Source organism: Bacillus sp. JFL15, assembly GCF_001184225.1.
Lineage (GTDB): Bacteria > Bacillota > Bacilli > Bacillales > Bacillaceae > Bacillus > Bacillus siamensis.
This window is the reverse complement of record NZ_KQ236689.1, coordinates 765,572-788,171: the sequence shown is the minus strand read 5'-3', so window position 1 is coordinate 788,171 and position 22,600 is coordinate 765,572. Positions and strand designations below refer to the sequence as shown.

The window sequence follows — 22,600 nt, the reverse complement described above, 5'->3', positions numbered from 1 at the left end:
ATTCTATCTGTAACGGGAGGTGTCTAATATGGCTTTTGATAAACAAAAGGTCGATGTGACGGAAAACGTCACGGGCCGCTTTCAAAACGGCCGGTTTTCCTTGTTTCATGAAAATGAAGCCATCGGCGAGATGACAGGCATGAACCAGTACGAGCTCAAACAGGGCTTTTCATTTGAGAATCAAAAATTTTATAAAACAGCCGATGTCATAAACGGCAGTGATCCGAAATATGTGGATTGCGATTATGAGAACGGCTGGTGTTAACAGTTGGCGGTGAATTTCACTGCCTTCTTTTTTAATCTGATGCTAAAACAATCGGCAGGTGATGCGCTTATGTTCAACGGAGATGAAAAGGTGATCATCGTAGAAGGAAAATCGGATAAAATCAAAGTCAGAGAAGTGCTCATCGAACCCGCGGAAATCGTCTGCACAAACGGGACGATCGGCCAAACCGAACTGGAAGATTTGGCGGACCGCCTGTTTGACAGAGACGTGTTTATATTAACGGACGCAGATGACTCCGGAGAAAAATTAAGAAAACAGCTGAAACGAGAGCTTCCCGAAGCGCGCCATATCTATATAGACAGAACATACAGGCAAGTCGAGTCGTGCCCGGGCCATCATCTCGCATCCGTGCTGATCAGAGCCGGCCTTGATGCAGACCCTGTATTTTTGAAAAAGAACGACCTGAGGTGAAATCAAAATGAAAGAACTCCAAGAAAATGAACTCGAATTGATTCAGGATGACGTCTATCTCCTGTATTTGTACACCCCGTTTTGCGGCACATGCCAGCTGGCGTCCAAGATGCTTTCTGTCGTCGAAGAAATGCTGCCCGGCACCGCCTTCTATAAAAACAACGTGAATTATTCCCCCGCATTCGCCAAAGCCTATCAGATTGAGAGCGTTCCGTGCTTTTTGCTGTTTAAAGGCGGAGAGCTTGTTGAGAAAGGATACGCCTTCCGCTCCGTTTCCTATTTATATGAGCTGATTAAACAAAAAACATCGCAAACGTTCCCGATGTGACAATTTTTACAGGAAAATGTCGTGCGGTTTATAAAGGGTTCTGTCCGTTAAAAAGAGAAAGTGTATGTATGGCCATTAAAACGGGAGGTTATACGAGTGGAGAAAATAGAAGTTTTGGAGAATGACGGACAGCATCTGTTTTTGAAACCGCTATTAAACGCCTCAACGCTGCTGATTACATTCCAGGGAGAAAAAGAAGCCTTAACGGTCTCAATTAACGGACAGGGAGAAATGAGAAAAACGGCGGTTTCAAAGGAAAAATCTAATTTGACCTTTTACGGAAACCAGGCGGAAATCATCCATCTCCTGCACGGTGATGTCTCTTTGCAGAAGCTCATCCAAAGCGGAAAACTCAAAGTGAAAGGATCATTCCGAGCCCTGCTGAAGCTGGAGGCCATCCTCTGGCTGACAAACGGATTTTTTCAGACGATCAGCAAACGGCCGTAAACTGCCAATCTACTATGTGACAATAGCTTCCATTATTTATTTTATTGACTTTTTATCATTCGCCGTGCTATTCTACAGTAAGAATTTCCGGACGAAAATACGATATGTTTTCTCTTATCAAGAGAGGTGGAGGGAAGTGCCCTATGAAGCCCGGCAACCATCAACGATGTTGAAATGGTGCCAATTCACTCAAAGCGGTCTGCTTTGAAAGATGAGAGAAAGGCCTTTTTCAATAAGCCTTTCTGCTCATTTTTGCAGAAAGGCTTTTCTTTTGCGTAGAAAACCGGAAGATTTCTTAGAATAGTGTAAGGCAGGTGATTGCTTTGATCCATCTTCAAAATGTTTCAAAAATTTACAAAGCGAAGCATGGGGATGTCAATGCTGTCCAAGATGTCACTCTTGATATCAAAAAGGGCGAAATATTTGGAATTATAGGATATAGCGGAGCTGGTAAAAGTTCCTTAATCCGTCTTTTGAACGGCCTTGAAAAGCCGACGTCAGGCATCGTGGAAGTTGCGGGGACGGAATTAAATAAAGTAAGCAGCCGCGGGCTGAGAAAAGCGCGCCAGGAAATCAGCATGATTTTCCAGCATTTTAACCTTTTGTGGTCGCGCACCGTCCGGGAGAACATTATGTTTCCGCTGGAAATCGCCGGCGTGAAAAAAAGCGAACGGGTCCGCCGCGCCGATGAGCTGATTAAACTGGTCGGATTAGAGGGGAAAGAAAAGTCTTATCCGTCACAGCTGAGCGGCGGTCAAAAGCAGCGTGTCGGCATCGCCCGGGCGCTCGCCAATAATCCGAAAGTCCTTCTGTGCGATGAAGCAACATCAGCGCTCGACCCGCAGACGACCGATTCAATTTTGGATCTTTTATCCGATATAAATGACAGACTCGGTCTGACGATCGTGCTCATTACTCATGAAATGCACGTCATCCGAAAAATCTGCAACAGAGTCGCCGTTATGGAAAACGGGAAAGTCGTTGAAGAAGGCGAAGTGCTCCAAGTCTTCAGAAACCCGCGCGAACCGATGACCAAGCGTTTCGTTCAGCAGGTGACAGAGCCGGAGGAGACGAAAGAAACCATCCAGCATTTTCTGCAGGAAACCGCGACAGGAAAAACGATTCAGCTTTCATTTGTCGGGCAGGCCGCCGAGCAGCCCCTCATTACGGAGATGATCCGAAACTTTGATGTGGACGTCAATATTCTGCAGGGGAAAATCTCACAGACGAAGGACGGAGCCTACGGTTCTTTATTCATCCATATTGACGGTCAGGAAAAAGAAGTAGAAAACGTGATCCGGTTCATCAAAGACAAACAGGTAGAAGCAGAGGTGATCACAAATGTTTGAAAAATGGTTCCCGAACGTTGATTTAACCGAGCTGTGGACGGCCACATACGAGACCCTTTATATGACGGTCATCGCCTTAGTCTTTTCATTTGTCATCGGAGCGATTCTCGGTCTTCTGCTCTTTTTAACGGGCAAGGGAAGCTTATGGGAAAATAAAATCATTAACACTGTGATTGCGGCGGTCGTTAATATTTTCAGGTCTATTCCGTTTCTTATTTTAATTATTCTGCTTCTCGGCTTTACTAAGATTTTGGTCGGCTCGATTTTAGGGCCGAACGCGGCATTGCCCGCGCTGATTATCGGCTCCGCGCCGTTTTATGCCCGGCTTGTTGAAATCGCGCTGCGTGAGGTCGATAAAGGAGTCATCGAAGCTGCCAGATCAATGGGAGCAAAGACATCGACGATTATCTTCAAAGTGCTGATTCCTGAATCAATGCCTGCGTTAATTTCGGGCATCACCGTTACAGCCATCGCCCTGATCGGATCTACCGCCATTGCCGGCGCCATCGGTTCAGGCGGACTCGGAAACCTTGCATATGTAGAGGGGTACCAGTCCAATAATACGGATGTAACGTTTGTAGCAACTGTATTTATACTCATCATCGTCTTTATCATTCAAATCATCGGTGATGTGATTACAAATATAATAGACAAAAGATAAGGGAGGATTTACATTGAAAAAGATTGTACTAAGTGCGCTGCTGCTTGTGTTCGCGGGAGTTTTGGCCGCCTGCGGATCAAACGGCTCAAATAAAAAGGAAATCGTCGTCGCTGCGACAAAGACGCCGCACGCTGAAATCTTAAAAGAAGCGGAGCCGCTCCTGAAGGAAAAAGGCTACACATTAACAGTAAAAGTGCTGAACGATTACAAAATGTACAACAAAGCGTTAGCTGATAAAGAAGTGGATGCAAACTACTTCCAGCACGTTCCTTACCTTGAACAGGAAATGAAAGAAAATAAAGATTACAAACTCGTGAATGCCGGAGCCGTTCACCTTGAGCCGTTCGGTATTTATACGAAAAAATATAAAACACTGAAAGACCTGCCTAAAGGCGCGACCATCATCATGACAAACAACGTCGCTGAACAAGGCCGGATGCTGGCGATGCTTGAAAAAGCCGGATTGATTACTCTTGATCCGAAGGTAAAAACAATTGACGCCACTACGAAAAACATTACGAAAAACCCGAAAGACCTGACATTCAAAAAAATCGCCCCTGAATTAACGGCGAAAGCATATAATGAAGAAGAAGGCGATGCAGTCTTCATTAACGTCAACTATGCGATTCAAAACAAACTGAATCCGTTAAAAGATGCGATTCAAGTGGAATCAACGAAAAACAACCCGTACGCAAACATCATCGCCGTACGCAAAGGTGACGAAAAATCAGCGAAAATCAAAGCGCTTATGGAAGTGCTTCACTCTAAGAAAATCAAAGACTTTATTGAGAAAAAATACGACGGAGCCGTGCTTCCTGTATCTGAATAAAGCAAAAACCCCGGATGGATCATCCGGGGTTTTTTTTGGGTATTAATCGGAGAACTGTCCATAATAAAAAGGAAGGTTAACGATTGGAGGGAATGGCAGTGGCTCAATACCAGGATAACGGAAAAAGCGTGCATGACGCATTGAAACAATATAAAGAAGGTTTAGGCATATTCGAGCAAAAAATGCCGATGATGGGGCGGAAATTTAATGAATTTACTGAACAGTGTTTTTCAGCGGATTCATTAACTGAAAAAGAGAAACAATTAATCGCTCTGGGCATCAGCATCAGCGCTCAAGATGAATTTTGCATGATTTATCACACGAAAGGCTGTCTTGATCAGGGCGCGACAGAGGAAAACATCCTTGAGGTCATCAGCGTTGCGGCGGCATTCGGGGGAGGCGCGGCTCTCAGTCAGGGAGTAACCCTCGTGCAGCAGTGTATTCAGGAATTCGGACATACAACGCATTAGAAAGAGCAATCGTATGAATACCGTTTTTCAGATAAAGCCAGCGCCGGTTACCGGCACATTCGAAAGGATTCAGGGGCACACTCCCTTTGGCCGGAGCAGAGGATCATTGTTACAATAGAAGCAAATAGATGAAGGGATTGATTCATTATCTGCACCAGCCACGAGAGACTGGACCTTGACTATACGCCTGAAATGGAAAAAGCGATGCAGAAATCACACGGCATCGGCTACGAGGAATACGGACGGCGTCTTTCAAAAAGGATGGAAGTCGAACGGCAGAGGGAGCTTGAGTACCAAAAAAGCAAGTTCCTCGCAGCGCAGTTTAATGAGAAAATCGGTCAGTAAAAAAGGGTGGAATTCCGCCCTTTTTCTGTTTCAAACAGCTTTAACTACGTCCGGTTCTTTGATAAACTTTAGGAATGTTCCGGGTAATATAAAAAGTTGTATTTACTTTTCATTTGTTATAAAATTAGAATGAGAATAAATTGAGAATAATGATTATATATTTTTGGAGGTATAGATATGGCTGCTTCAACATTAACGATCAAGGATCTTCACGTTGAAATCGAAGGAAAAGAGATCTTAAAAGGTGTAAACCTTGAAATAAAAGGCGGCGAATTCCACGCTGTCATGGGGCCGAACGGTACCGGTAAATCAACGCTTTCTGCAGCGATTATGGGACATCCGAAATACGAAGTCACTAAAGGCAGCATCACGCTTGACGGCAAGGATGTACTGGAAATGGAAGTGGACGAGCGCGCTCAGGCGGGTCTTTTCCTTGCGATGCAGTACCCAAGTGAAATCAGCGGTGTGACGAATGCCGACTTCCTTCGCTCTGCGATTAACGCACGCCGCGAAGAAGGCGATGAAATTTCTCTTATGAAATTCATCCGCAAAATGGACGAAAACATGGAGTTCCTTGAAATGGATCCTGAAATGGCGCAGCGTTACCTGAACGAAGGTTTCTCAGGCGGAGAGAAAAAACGCAACGAAATCCTTCAGCTTATGATGATCGAGCCGAAAATCGCCATTCTTGACGAGATCGATTCAGGTCTTGATATCGATGCGCTTAAAGTCGTTTCTAAAGGAATCAACAAAATGCGCAGCGAAAACTTCGGCTGCTTAATGATCACTCACTATCAGCGCCTTCTGAACTACATCACGCCGGATGTCGTTCACGTTATGATGCAGGGACGCGTTGTGAAATCAGGCGGTGCGGAGCTTGCACAGCGCCTTGAAGCGGAAGGTTATGACTGGATTAAACAAGAACTCGGCATTGAAGACGAAACTGTAGGCCAAGAAGCGTAAGCGTTAGGGGGATTAACATGACATTGGAAACGAAACTATCCGTAGATCAGGAATATGTCAAAGGCTTTTCCGAAAAGCATCAAGAACCTGCCTGGCTGAAAAACCTGCGCTTACAGGCTCTTGAAAAAGCTGAAGATCTGCCGCTGCCTAAGCCTGATAAAACAAAAATCACAAATTGGAACTTTACAAAGTTCAACAAGCATACAGTAGAAAACGCGCCGCTTGCTTCTTTGGAAGATTTAGCTGATGAAGCAAAAGCGCTGATCGATATTGAAAATGAAGACAAAACGTTATATGTGCAGCGTGACCAAACGCCAGCATTCCTGTCTCTCTCTAAAGAGCTGAAAGACAAAGGCGTTATTTTCACGGACATCTTAACGGCTGCCCGTGAGCACAGCGACCTCGTTGAGAAATACTTCATGAAAGACGGCGTAAAGGTCGACGAGCATAAACTGACTGCGCTTCATGCGGCATTAATGAACGGCGGGGCATTCCTTTATGTTCCTAAAAACGTTCAGGTGGAGACGCCTGTTCAGGCCGTTTACGTTCATGAAAGCAATGACACGGCATTGTTCAACCACGTGCTGATCGTCGCTGAAGACCACAGCTCCGTCACTTACGTTGAGAACTATATCAGCACAGTGAATCCGAAAGAAGCTGTATTCAATATTATCAGTGAAGTAATCACAGGTGATAATGCCAGCGTGACGTACGGTGCCGTTGACAACTTGTCAGCAGGCGTCACAACATACGTCAACCGCCGCGGAGCCGCGCGCGGACGCGACAGCAAAATCGAGTGGGCGCTCGGTCTGATGAACGACGGCGACACGATTTCTGAAAACACGACAAACCTCTATGGAGACGGCACATACGGCGATACGAAAACCGTAGTTGTCGGAAGAGGAGAACAGACGGAAAACTTTACGACGCAGATCATTCACTTCGGTAAAGCTTCCGAAGGCTATATCCTGAAGCACGGAGTCATGAAAGATGCCGCATCTTCCATCTTTAACGGCATCGGCAAAATTGAGCACGGCGCGTCTAAAGCAAACGCTGAACAGGAATCCCGCGTCCTGATGCTGAGTGAAAAAGCACGAGGCGACGCAAACCCGATTCTTTTAATTGATGAAGACGATGTAACTGCAGGACATGCGGCATCTGTCGGCCGTGTGGATCCGATCCAGCTTTACTACCTGATGAGCCGCGGAATTCCGAAAGAAGAAGCAGAACGCTTAGTCATTTACGGATTCCTTGCTCCGGTAGTAAAAGAACTTCCGATTGAAGGAGTTAAGAAACAGCTCGTCTCCGTCATCGAAAGGAAAGTAAAATAATGAATATCACTGATATTCGTGAACAGTTCCCGATCCTTCATCAGCAAGTGAACGGACATGACCTCGTGTACCTTGACAGCGCGGCGACTTCTCAGAAGCCGCGGTCAGTCATTGAAGCAGTGGATCAGTATTACAGCAAATACAACTCCAATGTTCACAGAGGCGTTCATACTCTTGGAACAAGAGCGACAGACGGCTATGAAGGAGCGCGTGAAAAAGTCCGTAAGTTTATCAATGCGAAGTCAATGGCTGAGGTCATTTTCACAAAAGGCACGACAACTTCACTGAATATGGTGGCGCTGAGCTATGCCCGCGCCAGCTTAAAACCCGGTGATGAAGTGGTCATCACCCAAATGGAGCATCATGCGAATATCATCCCGTGGCAGCAGGCTGTAAAAGCAACCGGTGCGACTTTAAAGTATATCCCGATGCAGGAAGACGGCACGCTTTCGCTGGAAGACGTCCGGCAGACTGTCACAAGCCATACGAAGATCGTGGCGGTCGCTCATGTGTCAAACGTGCTCGGTACGATCAACCCGATTAAAGAAATCGCCAAAATCGCTCATGATAATGGCGCGGTCATCGTGGTGGACGGAGCGCAGAGCACACCGCACATGAAAATCGACGTTCAGGATCTGGATTGCGACTTCTTCGCGCTTTCTTCCCATAAAATGTGCGGCCCGACGGGAATCGGCGTGCTGTACGGCAAGAAAGAACTGCTTGAGAATATGGAGCCGGCTGAATTTGGCGGCGAGATGATCGACTTTGTAGGGCTTTATGAATCAACTTGGAAAGAGCTTCCGTGGAAGTTTGAAGCAGGCACGCCGATTATTGCAGGCGCGATCGGATTGGGAGCCGCGATTGATTTTCTTGAAGAGGTCGGACTCGACGAGATTTCCCGGCATGAGCATAAGCTTGCGGCCTATGCGCTTGACCGTTTCGAACAGCTCGACGGCGTGACGGTATACGGACCGAAAGAGCGGGCGGGCCTTGTGACATTTAACCTTGATGAGGTTCACCCTCATGATGTCGCGACTGTCCTTGATGCTGAGGGCATTGCGGTCAGAGCCGGCCATCACTGCGCCCAGCCGCTCATGAAATGGCTGGATGTATCTGCTACTGCGAGAGCGAGTTTTTATCTGTATAATACAGAGGAAGAGATCGATAAGCTCGCGGAAGCTCTCCAAAAGACAAAGGAGTACTTTACAAATGTCTTTTAATGCAAATTTAGATACATTATACAGACAAGTGATCATGGATCATTACAAAAATCCGCGCAACAAAGGGGTTTTGGATGACAGCATCGTCGTCGATATGAACAACCCGACTTGCGGCGACCGGATCAGACTGACAATGAAGCTTGACGGCGATACCGTTCAGGAAGCGAAGTTTGAAGGGGAAGGCTGCTCCATCTCCATGGCTTCAGCTTCCATGATGACGCAGGCGATTAAAGGAAAAGATATTGATACCGCCCTTTCCATGTCTAAGATTTTCTCAGACATGATGCAAGGGAAAGAGTATGACGACTCAATAGATCTCGGGGATATTGAAGCCCTTCAAGGCGTTTCGAAATTCCCGGCCCGGATTAAATGTGCCACCCTTTCATGGAAAGCACTTGAAAAAGGAGTCGCTGGCGAAAAAGGCGGCAATTAAAAGATTGGAGTGAAAATGGATGGCTAAAAAAATGCCTGAAATTGGTGAATACAAGTACGGTTTTCACGATAAGGACGTTTCCATTTTCCGTTCAGAGCGCGGATTGACAAAAGAAATCGTAGAAGAAATTTCACGCATGAAAGAAGAGCCTCAATGGATGCTTGATTTCCGCCTGAAATCTCTTGAGCATTTCTACAACATGCCGATGCCGCAGTGGGGCGGGGATTTAAACTCTTTAAACTTTGACGAAATTACGTACTACGTAAAACCGTCTGAGCGTTCAGAGCGTTCTTGGGATGAAGTGCCTGAGGAAATTAAACAGACATTCGACAAACTCGGTATTCCTGAAGCTGAGCAAAAATACCTTGCCGGTGTTTCTGCACAGTACGAATCTGAGGTTGTGTACCACAACATGAAAGAAGACCTTGAAGCGCAAGGCATCGTCTTCAAAGACACAGACAGCGCGCTGAAAGAAAATGAAGACATTTTCCGCGAGCACTGGGCGAAAGTCATTCCGCCGACTGATAACAAGTTTGCGGCGCTGAACTCAGCTGTATGGTCCGGCGGATCTTTCATCTACGTGCCTAAAGGCGTGAAGGTTGAAACACCGCTTCAAGCGTACTTCCGCATCAACTCTGAGAACATGGGCCAATTCGAACGCACGCTGATTATCGTTGACGAAGAAGCAAGCGTTCATTACGTAGAGGGCTGTACGGCTCCTGTGTACACGACAAACTCACTTCACAGCGCGGTTGTTGAAATCATCGTCAAAAAAGGCGGCTACTGCCGTTATACAACAATCCAAAACTGGGCGAACAACGTTTACAACCTTGTAACGAAACGTACGGTTTGTGAAGAAAACGCAACAATGGAATGGGTTGACGGAAACATCGGTTCTAAATTGACGATGAAATATCCGGCTGTCATTCTGAAAGGTGAAGGCGCGCGCGGCATGACGCTTTCTATCGCTCTTGCGGGCAAAGGACAGCATCAGGACGCAGGTGCGAAAATGATTCACCTTGCACCGAATACGTCATCCACAATCGTATCAAAATCGATTTCAAAGCAAGGCGGAAAAGTAACGTACCGCGGAATCGTCCACTTCGGACGGAAAGCGGACGGCGCCCGTTCTAACATCGAGTGCGATACGCTCATTATGGATAACAAATCAACTTCTGATACAATCCCTTACAATGAAATTCTGAACGACAACATTTCATTGGAGCACGAAGCGAAAGTATCAAAAGTTTCTGAAGAACAGCTTTTCTACTTGATGAGCCGCGGTATTTCTGAAGAAGAAGCAACAGAAATGATCGTTATGGGCTTCATCGAGCCGTTCACAAAAGAACTTCCGATGGAATACGCAGTTGAAATGAACCGTTTGATCAAGTTCGAAATGGAAGGCTCCATCGGTTAATAGTAAAACCCCGCCATGCGGCGGGGTTTTTTTGTTTTATTGAATCGTGAAATTTCCGTATTCGCTTGACCGGACATGAATCGGCCCGTTTAAATTGTAGTTCTTCTCTTTGACAATATCGCGGAAAACGTCGACACGGGCAACTGATTCTCTCCATTCATCCTGGGTGTCCTCATCTGACGGATTCATCAGATCGTCATAGCGCACATCCAAAAATTTATTTAACCATTTCTTCTCGTCCGTTCCGTCTTTCGGTGACCCGCCCATTTTTTTGTTCGTGCGTTTAATCAGGGCATAGAAGGAGTCTGGATCATCGCCGTCGCCATGCTGAATCACCGTATCGTACATCACCGCTTTGGCCAAGGCCGTTTTCAGTCCGGCATTTTCTGAACGTTTCATCGCCGGCTGATAATACAAGCTGTCATTTACCTTATCCTGGGCGGCGCGGAAGGCCTTATCATTGCCAAGTGAGCGCCAGGCAGAAGCGAATCCTTTCAGATTGCTGATGTCATCGCTTTCGTCCTTCGCAAGACGCCGTAATTCAGGCAAATACTTTTTCAGTTTGTTATTCGGCACTGCTTTCGTGTATACTTCGACTACTTCCAGCGCATCTCCGGTAGCCGTCGTAAAGCCGGCCCGGCCGCAGGTGTAACCTCTTCCGTCATCCAACGCTTCAACATAGCCGTATTGGATTTCCGTCTTGCCGTTTTCAAAGATGCTGGTCAGCTGTTCCGCCCGTCGCTTCTGATCCTTATTCAGCCCGGCCGCAAAAACCGTACCGCTCATCATCAGGGTAAAAAACATAGTGAAAATAAGAGATGAAACCGCCGTCTTCTTCCAAAAACCTGCTTTTTTCTTCAAACTGATTTTCATGGTCATACCCCTTTCATATGTAAGTTACGCACTCAGTATACATGAGGGGGTTGTTTTTTTGTTGAAAACACACGAATTTGTCAATATTTTGAATCATAAGCCCTATCCGGCGCTTCATAAAAAGAACCCATCTTCATCAGACAGACAATCCCGTTCTCGCATCATTCTCATCTGTCACATAGTCAACGCGGTGAAACCCGCATTGTACAGCCTGCTGAAAAAGAGCTTCGAGCATGTCCGGATCTTTGCAATATAACGTTACATACGAGCAATCCGCGATGAGAAGCACAAGTTCACAGGAACTCTCCATATACTCCTCGTACGTATTGATTTCCGTTACCCTCCCGCTCGGGAAAGCTTTCAATTCAGCAAAAATCATATAATAAGGGTTTCCTTCCAGACGCTGACGGAGTTCTTGACCCTCAATGATGCGCTGATTTTGCGGAAACAGGTCTGTACCGGTGTCTTCTTTGAACTCAGTATACGCCTCTCCATCACCGATAAACCACGTATAGGAAGAGATGGGGAACGGTTTTAATATATCTGCCGCAAACCGTCCGAATTGATTTGGGATGTCAAAGGTAATGCCGCGTTTCATATTGTCCTCTCTCCTTTCGGCTTTTGCTAAAATAATATGGTACACTGGTTGGGTAATTATTGAAAGGGCTTGACAGTATGACAACACGACACGGAATTGATGCGCCTTATGGGGCTTTTGGGTTTATTTTACTTGCGATCCTTATAAAACATTTGACCTTGTCATTTCACATTTTGTCGTACACAACATTTCAGGCAGAAAAGAGAGGGAACGGGCGATCGCGGAAATGGCGCGAGTGCTGAAACCTGGCGGCACATTGGCTGTGTCAGATATAAAAAATACGTCTCAATATAGAAAGCTTCTTGAGGAAAACGGCTTCCAGACAAGAACTTATTTCGAAACTCATCATTGCTGTCAGGACTCCGGTAGGAACCGGGCGCTCCATTTGTTAAAATAAATAAGACAAAACAGATAGAAAAGGTGTTACACATGAAGTCTTATATCATTATCGGAGCCGGCATTCTCGGTGCGTCAGCGGCTTATCATCTCGCAAAGGCCGGTGCGGATGTAACGGTCATTGACCGGAAACACAAGGGGCAGGCGACTGACGCTGCGGCGGGGATCGTCTGCCCGTGGCTGTCGCAGCGCCGCAATCAGGCATGGTATGCGATCGCAAAAGGCGGAGCCCGTTATTATAACCAATTGATACAGCAGCTTGAAGCCGACGGAGAAACGGACACCGGTTATCAAAAGGTCGGTGCCGTCAGTCTCCATACGGATGAAAAAAAGCTCAGCCAAATGGAGGAAAGAGCTTATAAAAGAAGAGAGGACGCTCCTGAAATCGGTGACATTACAAGACTGACTCCGGAAGAAACGAAGGCATTGTTTCCTGCGCTGTCGGAGGAATACGGAGCGGTTCATATCAGCGGTGCGGCCCGGGTGAACGGGAGGGCGCTTCGTAAGGCGCTGTTAAACGCTGCCGTTAAGCACGGCGCGGCTGTTTACAAGGAAGAGGCGTCAATATTGACAGAGGACGGTGCCGTTATCGGTGTGAAAACCGCAGAACGCACGCTTTTGGCCGATCAGGTTCTCGTAACGGCCGGCGCTTGGGCGAGAGAGCTGCTTGAGCCGCTCGGCATCCGCTTTTCAGTATCGTACCAAAAGGCGCAGATCGTTCATTTAGAGCTTCAGGATGAGGATACGGGCGGCTGGCCGGTCGTCATGCCTCCAAATGATCAATACATTCTCGCGTTTGTAAACGGCCGGATTGTAGCGGGCGCGACTCATGAAAACGATACCGGCATGGATTTGCGGGTGACGGCCGGCGGTCTCCGCGAGATTTTTGATAAAGCATTAACCGTGGCGCCGGGGCTTTCAGACAGTACTTTGATGGAGACAAGAGTCGGTTTCCGGCCGTTTACTCCCGGTTTTCTTCCCGTCATCGGCAGACTGCCGAATATCAGCGGACTTCTCGTTGCCAACGGGCTGGGCGCCTCAGGGCTGACGAGCGGGCCGTATCTGGGGGCTGAACTGGCGAAACTCGCGCTCGGTCAGCAGACAGAAATTGATTTGAGCCTTTATGATCCGGCCGGGGCGCTTGAATAAAAAATAGCTTTTGGCGCATTCTTATGATAGGATGGAGCTTTAATGAATAAGAGGACGTGACCCATTTTGATAAAAATAAACCTTCCTGCTCCTGATGTAACGATTACGGAACGGCAGCAGTCACAGTCGGAAAATGAACCGGCGATTAAAGCGATTTACGGTTTCATTGATTTTCACCGAATTCCAAGAGACAAAGGCGGCATCTTTATGTTTTATAACATTCATGATGAACTGCTGTTTGTCGGGAAAGCCCGTAAATTAAGACAAAGAATCAAAAAGCATTTTGAAGACAATGTGTCGCCTGTTAAACATCACAGGGACGAAGTGTATAAAATTGAAGTATGTGTCGTCAATGATCCGATGGAAAGGGAGATTTACGAAACGTACGCGATCAATACCCTTCAGTCAAAATACAACATTGAGAAAGTATTTTATAAATAAGGAAAACCGGAGCCCTTCAAGGCTCCGGTTTTATTGTTGTTACAGTGCCAGCCACAGCACCGCGATGTGTACGATCAGCAGAAAGTATACGATGAGGAATAACTGGACGATCCGTTTTCTGAATAACATACAGACAACCATAAGCACGGGAAAAATCAGAACGCCGGCCGTTTTATTGATAGCTGTATTCGGACGGTTCGACACGTCATAGTGAATGGCCATATCAGCAGGAAGCAACGGATAAAACACAATCGAAAGAATAAAGGCGAGAGCCACCGCTCCCCACAGCACCTTATCATTCATCAAAAACATATGAACACTCCCTTTTTTACATATAATAGTATATTAGTCCGAAAAATCTAATTTATCAATATTTTACCTGTTGAATGGTGTATAATCATGTCAATGAAATTTCCAAACAATAGGAGGGTTTCGATTGACTGACAAGAAGCAAACCGGCATGTTTTCATTCTTTCTTTTTATCATGGCCGCCTGGATCATCGTTTTGTTTTTAACCGTTATCGCGGCACTGCCAAGCTCCGCCATCCAATTAACCAAACATCAATCCAAAACCGTTTCTATGATTTATCCGCAAAGCTGGGGGTTTTTCAGTAAAGATCCGAGAGAAGACAGCCTGAACATCTATCTTCTTGATGCCGGGGAGGAGCTCAGATGGCCGAATAATTCTCTGAAAAACGTGATCGGCTTAAACCGCTACGGACGGACGCAAGGGATAGAGCTCGGCCTTATGCTGGAAAAGCTGCCTTCCAAAGAAAAGTGGAACGACTTCACGACCGGCCAGGACTTTAAGGATACCACATTTTTGAAGGTGAAAAATGAGTCTCCCTCCCCAAGGCTGAAAGGAAAAATGATCATTACATATGAACGCATTACCCCATGGGCATGGAGCAGCCATACTGAAACGAAACGAACCATCAAAAAATACATCGGAGTGGATGTCAATTGATTCAGGATGCAAAAAAGCAGCTCACCTTATGGATGATGAAGAATCCGCCTTGGACAAATGTGTACGGGCTTGCCAGAAGTTTAATCGCGCTCGGCACGCTTCTGACATTGCTGTTCAATCCGGCGTCTGTCTTCTTTAAAACGCAAAATCAAATGCTCAGCTTTTCCGATACGTTCAGCCTGTTCTTGCTGTTTCCCGAATTCCGTTACATTGAGGTCGTCAAAGCGGTTTGTATCTGTATTTTAATTCTGGTTGTCATTGGCTGGCGGCCCCGCCTTACCGGTTTTTTTCACTGGTGGATTTCATACAGCTTCCAAAACTCCGCCGTTACCCTTGATGGGGGCGATCAGGTGGCTGCCGTCTTTACGCTGCTGCTGCTGCCCTTGACATTAACTGATCCGCGGAAGTGGCACTGGTCTCCGTACGAAGCGTCTTTTGAGAAAAGGCCGCTTGAGCCTTATTACCGTTCCTTATGCTGGGCGACACTGACAATCATCAGAATACAGGTCGCGATGCTGTACTTTAACTCCGTCATTGCCAAACTGATGGAAGAAGAGTGGCAGAATGGCACCGCCGTTTATTACTATTTGAACGATCCGATGCTGGGGCTGCCGGATGCGCTTCACAGTCTGTTTGACTTTATCTTGCAGTCAAAGCTTGTCATCATCCCGACTTGGGGCACGCTCATTGTGCAAACCATTATGTTCTGCGCTTTGTTCGCTCCGAAAAAATATTGGCGCCTGATCTTGTTTATATCCATTTTTATGCATGAAATTTTTGCTGTCATGCTTGGGCTTACCTCATTTTCCATTACAGTGTCTGGTATTTTGGTCCTGTTTTTGGTGCCGGCAGAGAAAACAGTAGCTTTGAACCATTACAATTCCTATTTTATCAGATACAATTTTCTCAATAAAAGGAAAAGGAGGAAATTATATGGTTAAAAGTAAAAGGTCAGCTGCCGCCATGCTGCTGGTGTTTGTTTTAATGGTCGCATTAGTCGGCCCGCATGCCACAGCGAAAACGAAGCCAGCCGTCTCTTATTCGGGTGAAGACATTTTTTCCGGCATCTTTTTTGGACAAGGTGAGGTCGCAAAGCTTCTTCCCGAGGTATGGGATACCAAAGCTGTCAAAAAGATTAATCAGGACGAATTAAAGCAAGTTTCCGATCAGGTGATCGCTGATATTAAAAAGTCATCGCCGGATTATTTTAAAAAGTTAAAAACGGCTGTCTACAGCGGCGATTATGAGAAAGTGAACAGCGTCATTGATCAAGGTTCGCAGATTATGGCGAAAGTGCTGAAAGAAGAATTTGACAAAAAAAGCATGGACAAAGGAAAATCAACGGCCATCGGCCAATGCGCAACGGCAGTTTGGGTGTTTTTAAACGCGGCAGCCGCCATTGAGACGATCGCTCTTGCGGTAGCGGCGATCATTTTGACAGTAGCAAGCGTTGACGAAGATTCCGACTTAGGCAAAGAGCAGCTCATCGCTAATGTCGTGGACCGCATTAATGCGCAGCACTGAAGCTGAAGAAAGAAACGCTAAGGAAAACGGCCTTAGCGTTTTTTTATTTGCAGCATTTCTTTTAAATATGCCTCTGAATCAAAGCCGAGCTCCTCGTCGGCTTCTTTTTTCAGTTCAAGCTGAAGGCGCACGTATTTGTCATATGTCGGACTGAGCTTTTGAAGGAGATCGCTGAAAGGCGAACCCGCCTTAAGCGCCGGCAGATCCGAAGCGGATTCCCCGACCTTGATCAGGTTTTCTCTGTATTCTTCATCTGTCTGCACTCTTTTTACGAGCTGAATGATTGTGTTTTTATGAGTGTCCCAAGTAGCGGGGTCTCTCTCCAAAATCCGCTCGATGAATTGGTCATGCTGGGCTTTGTGCTGCTGGAGCTGAGCCGGATCCTCACTGCCGACCAGCTGCATGATCGGGTGTGCGGCCGGCACTTCTTCCATATCATCCAATACTTTAATAAGCTCCGCCCATGTCGTTTTTTTCTCATCTGTATCAATAGAAAAGTCGAGGAACGGTTCAAACAGCGCGGCGATAAATTTTCCGAAATCTCCCGGGAACAGTTTTTTCAGCTGAAGCCCCATATACTTCGGTTCGTCTATTTGGACTTCGCCGATGTCATGTAAAATGGAATCGACATTTTCTGCACCCTCCACGCGTTTGAGCAGCAGTTCGGTGAGTTTCCGTTCCTGCTCAAGCCCTTCAATCTGCCGGCTGAGCTTTTGATGCTGCTGCTGCAGTATCTCATGCAGGCTGCTGCCCTCTAAGAGAAACGCTTTAATATCGCTTACGGACAGTGCCAGCATTCGGAGGGCGGCAATCATTTTCAGTGTATTTACATCCTTTGCGGAATACTCACGGTATCCGTTATCAGGGTTTTTGCTGACGGTAATTAAACCTTCCTGCTCATAATATTTGATGGCTTTTTTCGTGAGACCCGTCTGCCGGGCGGCTTCTTTTATATTCATTCTGCATCACTCCCTGCTTTTATTCTAAACGTGTCTCTAAGGGTCAGGTCAAGAGAGTGCGGGAAATAAGGCGATCCTGTTTTATATTTTAGAAATTTCAGAAAATATAATTGACAACACACCTTTATTGCGATTAATATAACAATATATAATGTTATATAACGTTATATAATAAGAATAAGGAGTGAAGGATTTGAGTCAGGCCACAGCAAAAGTAAATCGTGAGGTTCAAGCTTTCTTGCAGGATTTGAAAGGGAAAACCATTGATCATGTCTTCTTTGTCGCTTGCGGAGGGTCTTCGGCCATTATGTATCCGAGTAAATATGTGTTTGACAGGGAGTCAAAATCAATCAGCTCAGACCTTTACAGCTCAAACGAATTTATTCAGCGCAACCCTGTTCAGCTTGGTGAAAAGTCTCTTGTTATTTTGTGCTCGCATTCGGGAAATACCCCGGAAACAGTTAAAGCTGCCGCGTTTGCAAGGGGCAAAGGCGCACTTACGATTGCGATGACGTATAAACCGGAGTCTCCTTTAGCACAGGAAGCGCAATATGTTGCCCAGTACGATTGGGGTGATGAGGCGCTTGCGATCAATACGAACTATGGCGTTTTGTATCAAATCGTTTTCGGCACCCTGCAAGTTTTAGAAAAAAACACGAAATTTGAGCAGGCAATTGAAGGCTTAGACCAATTACAGGCTGTGTATGAAGGAGCCCTTAAGCAGGAAGCTGACAACGCACAGCAATTCGCAAAAGCTCATGAAAAAGAAAGCATCATTTACACAATGGCAAGCGGTGCAAACTACGGTGTCGCTTACTCCTACAGCATCTGCATTCTCATGGAAATGCAATGGATTCATTCCCACGCCATTCATGCCGGAGAATATTTTCACGGACCATTTGAAATCATTGATGAATCCGTTCCATTTATTATCCTGCTCGGCTTAGACGAAACAAGACCTCTTGAAGAGCGGGCGCTTTCCTTCTCGAAAAAGTATGGCAGAAAGCTCACTGTGCTTGATGCCGCATCTTACGATTTCACTGCAATTGACGATTCAGTTAAAGGCTACCTTGCCCCGCTCGTCCTCAACCGTGTGCTGAGAAGCTACGCAGACGAGCTGGCAGAGGCGAGAAATCATCCTTTATCTCATAGAAGATACATGTGGAAAGTTGAGTATTAAGAACGCGTATTATTTTTCACCGGACTATAATGATATATAACGTTATAGTCCGGTGACAAAGGAGGAATAGCATCTGAAAAAGCTCATCTGCCTGTTCGTTCTGTTAGCCGTATGTCTGTCATCCGCTGCCTGTTCAAGCCAAAGCAGTTCCAATGATGGAAAAGTGAACCTGAAGTTTTTTCACAGGTGGCCGAAAGAGCCGGAAAGAAGCTTTTTTGAAGAAGCGGTTAAAGAATTCGAAGCCACTCATCCGGACATTCACATCCAAACGGAAGCGGTATTAAACGATTCCTATAAAGACAAGGTGAAAGTCATGCTCGGAACGACAAGTCCCCCTGATATTTTTTTTTCGTGGAGCGACCGGTTTGCCTACAAATTCATCAAAGGAGATAAAGCCCTCGATCTGTCGTCTTACTATCAAAAGAATAAAGATTGGTCCTCACAGCTTGTACAGTCACAAATCAAACCCTTTACGCATGACAGAAAAGAGTACGGTGTTCCGTGGCAAATGGACGCTAAATCATTCTTTTATAATAAAGATATTTTTAACAAATTACATCTGAAGCCCCCGGCGACATGGAATGAACTGATCACGGTCTCTGAGAAATTGAAAGAGAACGGATACATCCCGATCAGTTTCGGCACAAAGGCGCCTTGGACGATTTCTCATTATATCGGGACGCTGAACCAGCGTATGGTGGATGAAAAAACGCGGGCAAAGGATTACAGTCCGAAAACCGGGGAGTTTACCGATGAAGGTTATGTCAAAGCACTTGAAAAGCTTCAGGAGCTTCTGCCGTACTTTACAAAGCATGTGAACTCCGTCGATCACGAATACGTTCGGCAGCAGTTTACAAGCGGCAAAGCGGCGATGATTTATGCGGAAACGGCGGAAATTAAGCTCGTCGAACCTGTCAACCTGGGCTTGTTTCCCTTCCCGAAAATCGTCGGCGAAAAGGGATCTCCCCGGGCGCTGACAGGATCTCCTGAAGGGTTTATGATTTCCTCAAAAACGAAGCACCCGAAAGAAGCAATGGAATTTCTTCAGTTTTTAACATCGAAAAAAATGGGAGAGAAGCTGATAAAAGACGTCGGTAAATACAGCGCGGTTCAGGGAACGGCGACAGAGAACAATTCCACGCCGATCCAGCGCGAAGCCGTGCAGGATATCGTCCGCGCCGAATCCATGGTGCCATGGTTCGATATGGATGTTGACGTTGAAATCGCCGATGTGTATGCGGCAGGCGTTCAGCAGATGCTCGGCGGCACAATGACACCGCGCGAGGTGATGAATTCCGTGCAGAAAGCTGCGCGTCAAGTCAAAGCGTCATCTGAATAGAACAGATTTCATGAGAAAGGAGATGAGGATTTCCTTGGTCAGCCGAAAACGTTTCATTCCGTATCTGTTTCTCGCGCCCGCGCTGATTTTCTTGCTTTTCGTTTATATTCCGATTTTTGAAAATGTGTTTTTCAGTCTGTTTGAATGGAGCTCATTTCAGCCCGGCAAGACGTTTATCGGTTTTAAAAATTATATTGATCTGTTTCATGATCCCGTGTTTTTCACAGCACTCCGCAATAATGTGCTGTATGCGGCCGTATCGCTAATCTGCCAGGTAGGCGGCGGGCTGATTCTGGCGGCCGTGCTGGAAGACAGGCTGGTAAGGAGATGGTCGCCGTTTTTCCGCACAGTATTTTTTCTCCCGGTTGTCATTTCCATGACCGTCATTGCGCTGTTGTTTGATTTTATTTATAACCCGGAAATCGGGCTTTTGAATCAGCTGCTGGAAGCCGTCGGGCTTAATGAACTGACCCGTGCGTGGCTGGGCGATGAAAACACAGCTATGCTGTCTGTCATTTTTGTGTCTCAATGGCAGTCAGTCGGTTACATCGCCATGCTGTACATTGTCTCAATTCAGAGTATTCCCGCTGAATTATATGAATCGGCGCAGCTGGACGGAGCCGGCAAAATCCAGCAGTTCTTTCACATTACGGTGCCGCAGACGAAAGAAATGTCGTTTGTTGCCGTGGTGATGACGCTGACCGGCGCGTTTACCGTATTTAATGAACCGTATATTCTGACCGGCGGAGGACCGGGCAATGCGTCAGAAGTGCTGAGCACATTTTTATATAAGAGCGCTTTTACAAAAGATATGATGGGCTACGCTTCTGCGATCGCGACGGTGGTGCTTTTGCTGACGCTTGCTCTGTCGCTTATTCAGATGAAATTCTTTAAGACCGGAAAGGAGGGGTAGCCGATGCTTCCTGAAAGGACGGATTTGCATCATTCCCGGCAGACCGTCAGAACAGCCGGAAAGCCGAGAAAATGGTATATCGGGGAAACGTCTGTATGGCTGTTTCTTTTAATCTACCTCATTGCCATCGCTTATCCGCTGTTATGGATGGCGGTCAGTGCCTTTAAGAGCTCGGATGAGATTTTTGAGCACAGCTGGTCGCTGCCGTCTGTTTGGCATCCCGAAAACTTCGTCTCCGCATGGAACCAAGGGATTTCTGCTTATTTTATGAACAGCGTCATTGTGACCGTTCTGACTTGCTTTATAACCGTATTTGTGAGCGCTTTGGCTGCATACGGGCTGGCCCGTTTTCATTTTAAAGGAAAAGGATTTGTGCTTATCATTTGTCTGGGCGGATTGATGCTGACGCCGCAGGTCAGTCTTGTGCCGCTGTACTCCATTATCCAGTCATTGGGATTGTACAATACGTATTGGGCTTTGATTCTTCCGTATGCCGCCTATCGTATTCCGTTTACCGTTATTCTGATTCGTTCTTATTTTTTGTCGATTTCCAAAGAGCTTGAGGAAGCTGCCTACCTGGATGGATGCACAAGCATCGGAATATTTTTCAGAATATTCTTGCCTATGAGTGTGCCGATTCTGGCGACGTCAGGCATTTTGACGGCTTACCATACGTGGAATGAATTTATGTTTGCGATTATTTTTATCGATGATGAAAATTTACGGACGATTCCGGCCGGGCTGATGCAGTTCAGAGATGCGCTGCAGACTGATTGGGGCGTGCTGCTGGCCGGGCTGACGATTTCGGCTGCTCCGATCATAGTGCTTTTTTTATTGATGCAGAGATATTTTATCCGCGGCATTGCAGCGGGAAGCGTGAAAGGATAAGGGGGATGAAAAGATGAAACTGATAGCGGCCGGAGATAATGTAGTGGATTATTATCAGGATCAGGAGACGTTTTACCCGGGCGGGAATGCGTTAAATGTGGCCGTGCTTGCGCGGCGCTTAGGACATGACACTTCTTATATCGGGATTCTGGGCAGTGATGAAGCAGCGGACCATGTATTAAACGTGCTGAAACTGGAAAAGGTGAATACCGATTTGATCCGCCGGGCATACGGAGAAAATGGGATGGCAGTCGTCACTCTTGATGAAAAGGGAGACAGGATATTTGCCGGATCAAATAAGGGCGGCGTGCAATCGCGTCTAACGCTCGCTTTTCATGAGAAAGACATCTCATTTATCACCGGACATGACCTGCTGCATACGAGCGTGTACAGCAGGATAGAACGTGACCTTCCAATGCTGAGCGGCCATGTGCCGATTTCCTTTGACTTCTCCGTAAAACGTGACGAAGCCTATTTAGAGGCGGTCTGTCCGTATGTGACATATGCATTTTTTTCCGGGAGTGATTTGAGTGAAAGTGAATGTGTGCAGCTTGCCGAAAAAGCCCGCGGATTCGGAGCGAAAATCATCTGTCTGACAAGGGGAGAATATGGCGCGGTGTTATCGGATGGGGAGCGCGTCTATCATCAGCCGGTTGTGAGAGCTGATATAATAGATACGTTGGGTGCGGGAGATTCTTTTATCGCCGGGTTTCTCACCGATTTTTTCGAGCACCAGAATATTCGGCGAGCGCTAACCGCGGCCGCCGGGATGGCTGCCAAAACATGCGGAGGATTCGGAGCGTTTGGTTACGGACATCCCTACAGGCCGGACAGCGGGAAAAGCAGTGAAAAAACGAGAATACGATAAGCATTGTCTCGTTTT

General features: G+C 46.5%; 27 protein-coding genes, 2 pseudogenes and 1 riboswitch. Of the genes and pseudogenes, 25 read left to right on the top strand and 4 right to left on the bottom strand.

Annotation, left to right across the window (positions count from 1 at the left end; translation table 11 throughout):
* Positions 1 to 28 precede the first annotated feature (28 nt).
* The 14 genes from AD710_RS03950 to sufB all read left to right on the top strand — a co-directional run bounded on the left by AD710_RS03950 (position 29) and on the right by sufB (position 10,490).
* Positions 29 to 265, top strand: coding sequence for a YusG family protein (locus AD710_RS03950; protein ID WP_016938003.1), 237 nt, complete (start codon positions 29 to 31; stop codon positions 263 to 265).
* A gap of 69 nt (positions 266 to 334) precedes the next feature.
* Positions 335 to 697, top strand: coding sequence for a toprim domain-containing protein (locus AD710_RS03945; protein WP_080752458.1), 363 nt, complete (start codon positions 335 to 337; stop codon positions 695 to 697).
* Between the two features lie 7 nt (positions 698 to 704).
* A complete protein-coding gene (locus tag AD710_RS03940) occupies positions 705 to 1,025 on the top strand; it encodes a thioredoxin family protein (protein ID WP_016938005.1) in 321 nt (106 codons plus the stop codon).
* A 96-nt stretch (positions 1,026 to 1,121) separates the two neighbouring features.
* On the top strand, positions 1,122 to 1,472 hold the full coding sequence (locus AD710_RS03935) for an SCP2 sterol-binding domain-containing protein (RefSeq protein ID WP_049627324.1): 351 nt from the start codon (positions 1,122 to 1,124) through the stop codon (positions 1,470 to 1,472).
* Between the two features lie 111 nt (positions 1,473 to 1,583).
* A riboswitch (SAM riboswitch) is annotated at positions 1,584 to 1,690 on the top strand.
* Positions 1,691 to 1,795: 105 nt separating this feature from the next.
* Entirely contained in the window at positions 1,796 to 2,821 is a 1,026-nt protein-coding gene (gene metN, locus AD710_RS03930; protein WP_016938008.1) for a methionine ABC transporter ATP-binding protein MetN, read from the top strand.
* A complete protein-coding gene (locus AD710_RS03925; protein ID WP_016938009.1) occupies positions 2,814 to 3,482 on the top strand; it encodes a methionine ABC transporter permease in 669 nt (222 codons plus the stop codon). Before metN ends, AD710_RS03925 begins: the two co-directional genes overlap by 8 nt.
* 13 nt (positions 3,483 to 3,495) lie before the next feature.
* Positions 3,496 to 4,311 (top strand): methionine ABC transporter substrate-binding lipoprotein MetQ, encoded by an 816-nt coding sequence (gene metQ / locus AD710_RS03920; protein ID WP_016938010.1) that lies wholly within the window; start codon positions 3,496 to 3,498, stop codon positions 4,309 to 4,311.
* 92 nt (positions 4,312 to 4,403) lie between these two features.
* Positions 4,404 to 4,781 carry a carboxymuconolactone decarboxylase family protein gene (locus AD710_RS03915; RefSeq protein ID WP_031306536.1) on the top strand — a complete coding sequence of 126 codons (378 nt, stop codon included), beginning with the start codon at positions 4,404 to 4,406 and terminating at the stop codon, positions 4,779 to 4,781.
* Positions 4,782 to 4,973: 192 nt separating this feature from the next.
* Positions 4,974 to 5,126, top strand: a complete 153-nt coding sequence (locus tag AD710_RS19480; RefSeq protein WP_016938011.1) for a YuzK family famiily protein — start codon at positions 4,974 to 4,976, stop codon at positions 5,124 to 5,126.
* 177 nt (positions 5,127 to 5,303) lie between these two features.
* Positions 5,304 to 6,089, top strand: a complete 786-nt coding sequence (gene sufC, locus AD710_RS03910; RefSeq protein WP_003151872.1) for a Fe-S cluster assembly ATPase SufC — start codon at positions 5,304 to 5,306, stop codon at positions 6,087 to 6,089.
* 17 nt (positions 6,090 to 6,106) lie between these two features.
* Complete coding sequence (gene sufD, locus AD710_RS03905) at positions 6,107 to 7,420, top strand: Fe-S cluster assembly protein SufD (RefSeq protein WP_049627323.1); 1,314 nt, start codon at positions 6,107 to 6,109, stop codon at positions 7,418 to 7,420.
* Positions 7,420 to 8,640: a cysteine desulfurase SufS gene (gene sufS / locus AD710_RS03900; RefSeq protein WP_045926011.1), complete on the top strand. Its 1,221-nt coding sequence runs from the start codon at positions 7,420 to 7,422 to the stop codon at positions 8,638 to 8,640. The genes sufD and sufS overlap by 1 nt, the downstream gene beginning before the upstream one ends.
* Complete coding sequence (gene sufU, locus AD710_RS03895) at positions 8,630 to 9,073, top strand: Fe-S cluster assembly sulfur transfer protein SufU (protein ID WP_003151877.1); 444 nt, start codon at positions 8,630 to 8,632, stop codon at positions 9,071 to 9,073. The genes sufS and sufU overlap by 11 nt, the downstream gene beginning before the upstream one ends.
* A 19-nt stretch (positions 9,074 to 9,092) precedes the next feature.
* Complete coding sequence (gene sufB / locus AD710_RS03890; RefSeq protein ID WP_003151878.1) at positions 9,093 to 10,490, top strand: Fe-S cluster assembly protein SufB; 1,398 nt, start codon at positions 9,093 to 9,095, stop codon at positions 10,488 to 10,490.
* 36 nt (positions 10,491 to 10,526) lie between these two features.
* Here sufB and csn read toward each other — a convergent pair whose 3' ends face one another.
* Together csn and AD710_RS03880 are read right to left on the bottom strand one after the other, a co-directional pair.
* Complete coding sequence (gene csn / locus AD710_RS03885) at positions 10,527 to 11,363, bottom strand: chitosanase (protein WP_003151879.1); 837 nt, start codon at positions 11,361 to 11,363, stop codon at positions 10,527 to 10,529.
* A 136-nt stretch (positions 11,364 to 11,499) separates the two neighbouring features.
* A complete protein-coding gene (locus tag AD710_RS03880; RefSeq protein ID WP_049627322.1) occupies positions 11,500 to 11,961 on the bottom strand; it encodes a DUF2691 family protein in 462 nt (153 codons plus the stop codon).
* A 139-nt stretch (positions 11,962 to 12,100) separates the two neighbouring features.
* Between AD710_RS03880 and AD710_RS18920 the strand changes: the two are divergent.
* The 3 genes and pseudogenes from AD710_RS18920 to AD710_RS03870 all read left to right on the top strand — a co-directional run.
* A pseudogene (locus AD710_RS18920) lies at positions 12,101 to 12,353 on the top strand (class I SAM-dependent methyltransferase); the annotation flags it as partial.
* A 37-nt stretch (positions 12,354 to 12,390) separates the two neighbouring features.
* Complete coding sequence (locus AD710_RS03875; protein ID WP_049627321.1) at positions 12,391 to 13,506, top strand: NAD(P)/FAD-dependent oxidoreductase; 1,116 nt, start codon at positions 12,391 to 12,393, stop codon at positions 13,504 to 13,506.
* Positions 13,507 to 13,572: 66 nt separating this feature from the next.
* The gene (locus tag AD710_RS03870; protein ID WP_016938018.1) at positions 13,573 to 13,947 is read left to right on the top strand and encodes a nucleotide excision repair endonuclease; all 375 of its coding nucleotides are present in this window, start codon (positions 13,573 to 13,575) and stop codon (positions 13,945 to 13,947) included.
* A 39-nt stretch (positions 13,948 to 13,986) separates the two neighbouring features.
* Here the strand turns inward: AD710_RS03870 and AD710_RS03865 are convergent, their stop codons facing one another.
* Positions 13,987 to 14,259, bottom strand: a complete 273-nt coding sequence (locus AD710_RS03865) for a DUF1648 domain-containing protein (protein ID WP_049627320.1) — start codon at positions 14,257 to 14,259, stop codon at positions 13,987 to 13,989.
* 124 nt (positions 14,260 to 14,383) lie between these two features.
* Here AD710_RS03865 and AD710_RS03860 point away from each other — a divergent pair, with 124 nt between their 5' ends.
* The 3 genes and pseudogenes from AD710_RS03860 (at position 14,384) to AD710_RS03850 (ending at position 16,438) form a co-directional block, all read left to right on the top strand.
* Positions 14,384 to 14,914: an SdpA family antimicrobial peptide system protein gene (locus AD710_RS03860; RefSeq protein ID WP_049627319.1), complete on the top strand. Its 531-nt coding sequence runs from the start codon at positions 14,384 to 14,386 to the stop codon at positions 14,912 to 14,914.
* 32 nt (positions 14,915 to 14,946) lie between these two features.
* Positions 14,947 to 15,763 (top strand): annotated as a pseudogene (locus tag AD710_RS03855) (sporulation-delaying protein SdpB family protein); the annotation flags it as partial.
* 84 nt (positions 15,764 to 15,847) lie between these two features.
* Complete coding sequence (locus AD710_RS03850) at positions 15,848 to 16,438, top strand: sporulation delaying protein family toxin (protein ID WP_049627317.1); 591 nt, start codon at positions 15,848 to 15,850, stop codon at positions 16,436 to 16,438.
* A 32-nt stretch (positions 16,439 to 16,470) separates the two neighbouring features.
* Here the strand turns inward: AD710_RS03850 and AD710_RS03845 are convergent, their stop codons facing one another.
* Positions 16,471 to 17,397 (bottom strand): MerR family transcriptional regulator, encoded by a 927-nt coding sequence (locus AD710_RS03845; RefSeq protein WP_016938023.1) that lies wholly within the window; start codon positions 17,395 to 17,397, stop codon positions 16,471 to 16,473.
* Positions 17,398 to 17,590: 193 nt separating this feature from the next.
* Here AD710_RS03845 and frlB point away from each other — a divergent pair, with 193 nt between their 5' ends.
* From frlB to AD710_RS03820, 5 genes are all read left to right on the top strand, one after another.
* Positions 17,591 to 18,577 (top strand): fructosamine deglycase FrlB, encoded by a 987-nt coding sequence (frlB, locus tag AD710_RS03840; protein WP_016938024.1) that lies wholly within the window; start codon positions 17,591 to 17,593, stop codon positions 18,575 to 18,577.
* Positions 18,578 to 18,650: 73 nt separating this feature from the next.
* Positions 18,651 to 19,916, top strand: coding sequence for an ABC transporter substrate-binding protein (locus AD710_RS03835; protein WP_049627316.1), 1,266 nt, complete (start codon positions 18,651 to 18,653; stop codon positions 19,914 to 19,916).
* 22 nt (positions 19,917 to 19,938) lie between these two features.
* Positions 19,939 to 20,829: a carbohydrate ABC transporter permease gene (locus tag AD710_RS03830; protein ID WP_438263508.1), complete on the top strand. Its 891-nt coding sequence runs from the start codon at positions 19,939 to 19,941 to the stop codon at positions 20,827 to 20,829.
* Positions 20,830 to 20,832: 3 nt separating this feature from the next.
* Positions 20,833 to 21,717, top strand: a complete 885-nt coding sequence (locus AD710_RS03825) for a carbohydrate ABC transporter permease (protein WP_049627314.1) — start codon at positions 20,833 to 20,835, stop codon at positions 21,715 to 21,717.
* A gap of 13 nt (positions 21,718 to 21,730) precedes the next feature.
* Entirely contained in the window at positions 21,731 to 22,585 is an 855-nt protein-coding gene (locus tag AD710_RS03820) for a PfkB family carbohydrate kinase (protein ID WP_049627313.1), read from the top strand.
* Positions 22,586 to 22,600: the final 15 nt, after the last annotated feature.

Bases quoted from the DNA above. Each gene is read 5' to 3' on its own strand.
- AD710_RS03880 (WP_049627322.1), bottom strand. From the start codon at position 11,961: ATGAAACGCGGCATTACCTTTGACATCCCAAATCAATTCGGACGGTTT.
- sufB (WP_003151878.1), top strand. From the start codon at position 9,093: ATGGCTAAAAAAATGCCTGAAATTGGTGAATACAAGTACGGTTTTCAC.
- AD710_RS03940 (WP_016938005.1), top strand. From the start codon at position 705: ATGAAAGAACTCCAAGAAAATGAACTCGAATTGATTCAGGATGACGTC.
- AD710_RS03820 (WP_049627313.1), top strand. From the start codon at position 21,731: ATGAAACTGATAGCGGCCGGAGATAATGTAGTGGATTATTATCAGGAT.
- AD710_RS19480 (WP_016938011.1), top strand. From the start codon at position 4,974: ATGGAAAAAGCGATGCAGAAATCACACGGCATCGGCTACGAGGAATAC.
- AD710_RS03825 (WP_049627314.1), top strand. From the start codon at position 20,833: ATGCTTCCTGAAAGGACGGATTTGCATCATTCCCGGCAGACCGTCAGA.
- AD710_RS03830 (WP_438263508.1), top strand. From the start codon at position 19,939: ATGAGGATTTCCTTGGTCAGCCGAAAACGTTTCATTCCGTATCTGTTT.
- AD710_RS03945 (WP_080752458.1), top strand. From the start codon at position 335: ATGTTCAACGGAGATGAAAAGGTGATCATCGTAGAAGGAAAATCGGAT.
- AD710_RS03875 (WP_049627321.1), top strand. From the start codon at position 12,391: ATGAAGTCTTATATCATTATCGGAGCCGGCATTCTCGGTGCGTCAGCG.
- AD710_RS03915 (WP_031306536.1), top strand. From the start codon at position 4,404: ATGGCAGTGGCTCAATACCAGGATAACGGAAAAAGCGTGCATGACGCA.
- AD710_RS03925 (WP_016938009.1), top strand. From the start codon at position 2,814: ATGTTTGAAAAATGGTTCCCGAACGTTGATTTAACCGAGCTGTGGACG.
- AD710_RS03850 (WP_049627317.1), top strand. From the start codon at position 15,848: ATGGTTAAAAGTAAAAGGTCAGCTGCCGCCATGCTGCTGGTGTTTGTT.
- sufD (WP_049627323.1), top strand. From the start codon at position 6,107: ATGACATTGGAAACGAAACTATCCGTAGATCAGGAATATGTCAAAGGC.
- AD710_RS03950 (WP_016938003.1), top strand. From the start codon at position 29: ATGGCTTTTGATAAACAAAAGGTCGATGTGACGGAAAACGTCACGGGC.
- sufC (WP_003151872.1), top strand. From the start codon at position 5,304: ATGGCTGCTTCAACATTAACGATCAAGGATCTTCACGTTGAAATCGAA.
- sufS (WP_045926011.1), top strand. From the start codon at position 7,420: ATGAATATCACTGATATTCGTGAACAGTTCCCGATCCTTCATCAGCAA.
- sufU (WP_003151877.1), top strand. From the start codon at position 8,630: ATGTCTTTTAATGCAAATTTAGATACATTATACAGACAAGTGATCATG.
- AD710_RS03845 (WP_016938023.1), bottom strand. From the start codon at position 17,397: ATGAATATAAAAGAAGCCGCCCGGCAGACGGGTCTCACGAAAAAAGCC.
- csn (WP_003151879.1), bottom strand. From the start codon at position 11,363: ATGAAAATCAGTTTGAAGAAAAAAGCAGGTTTTTGGAAGAAGACGGCG.
- AD710_RS03865 (WP_049627320.1), bottom strand. From the start codon at position 14,259: ATGTTTTTGATGAATGATAAGGTGCTGTGGGGAGCGGTGGCTCTCGCC.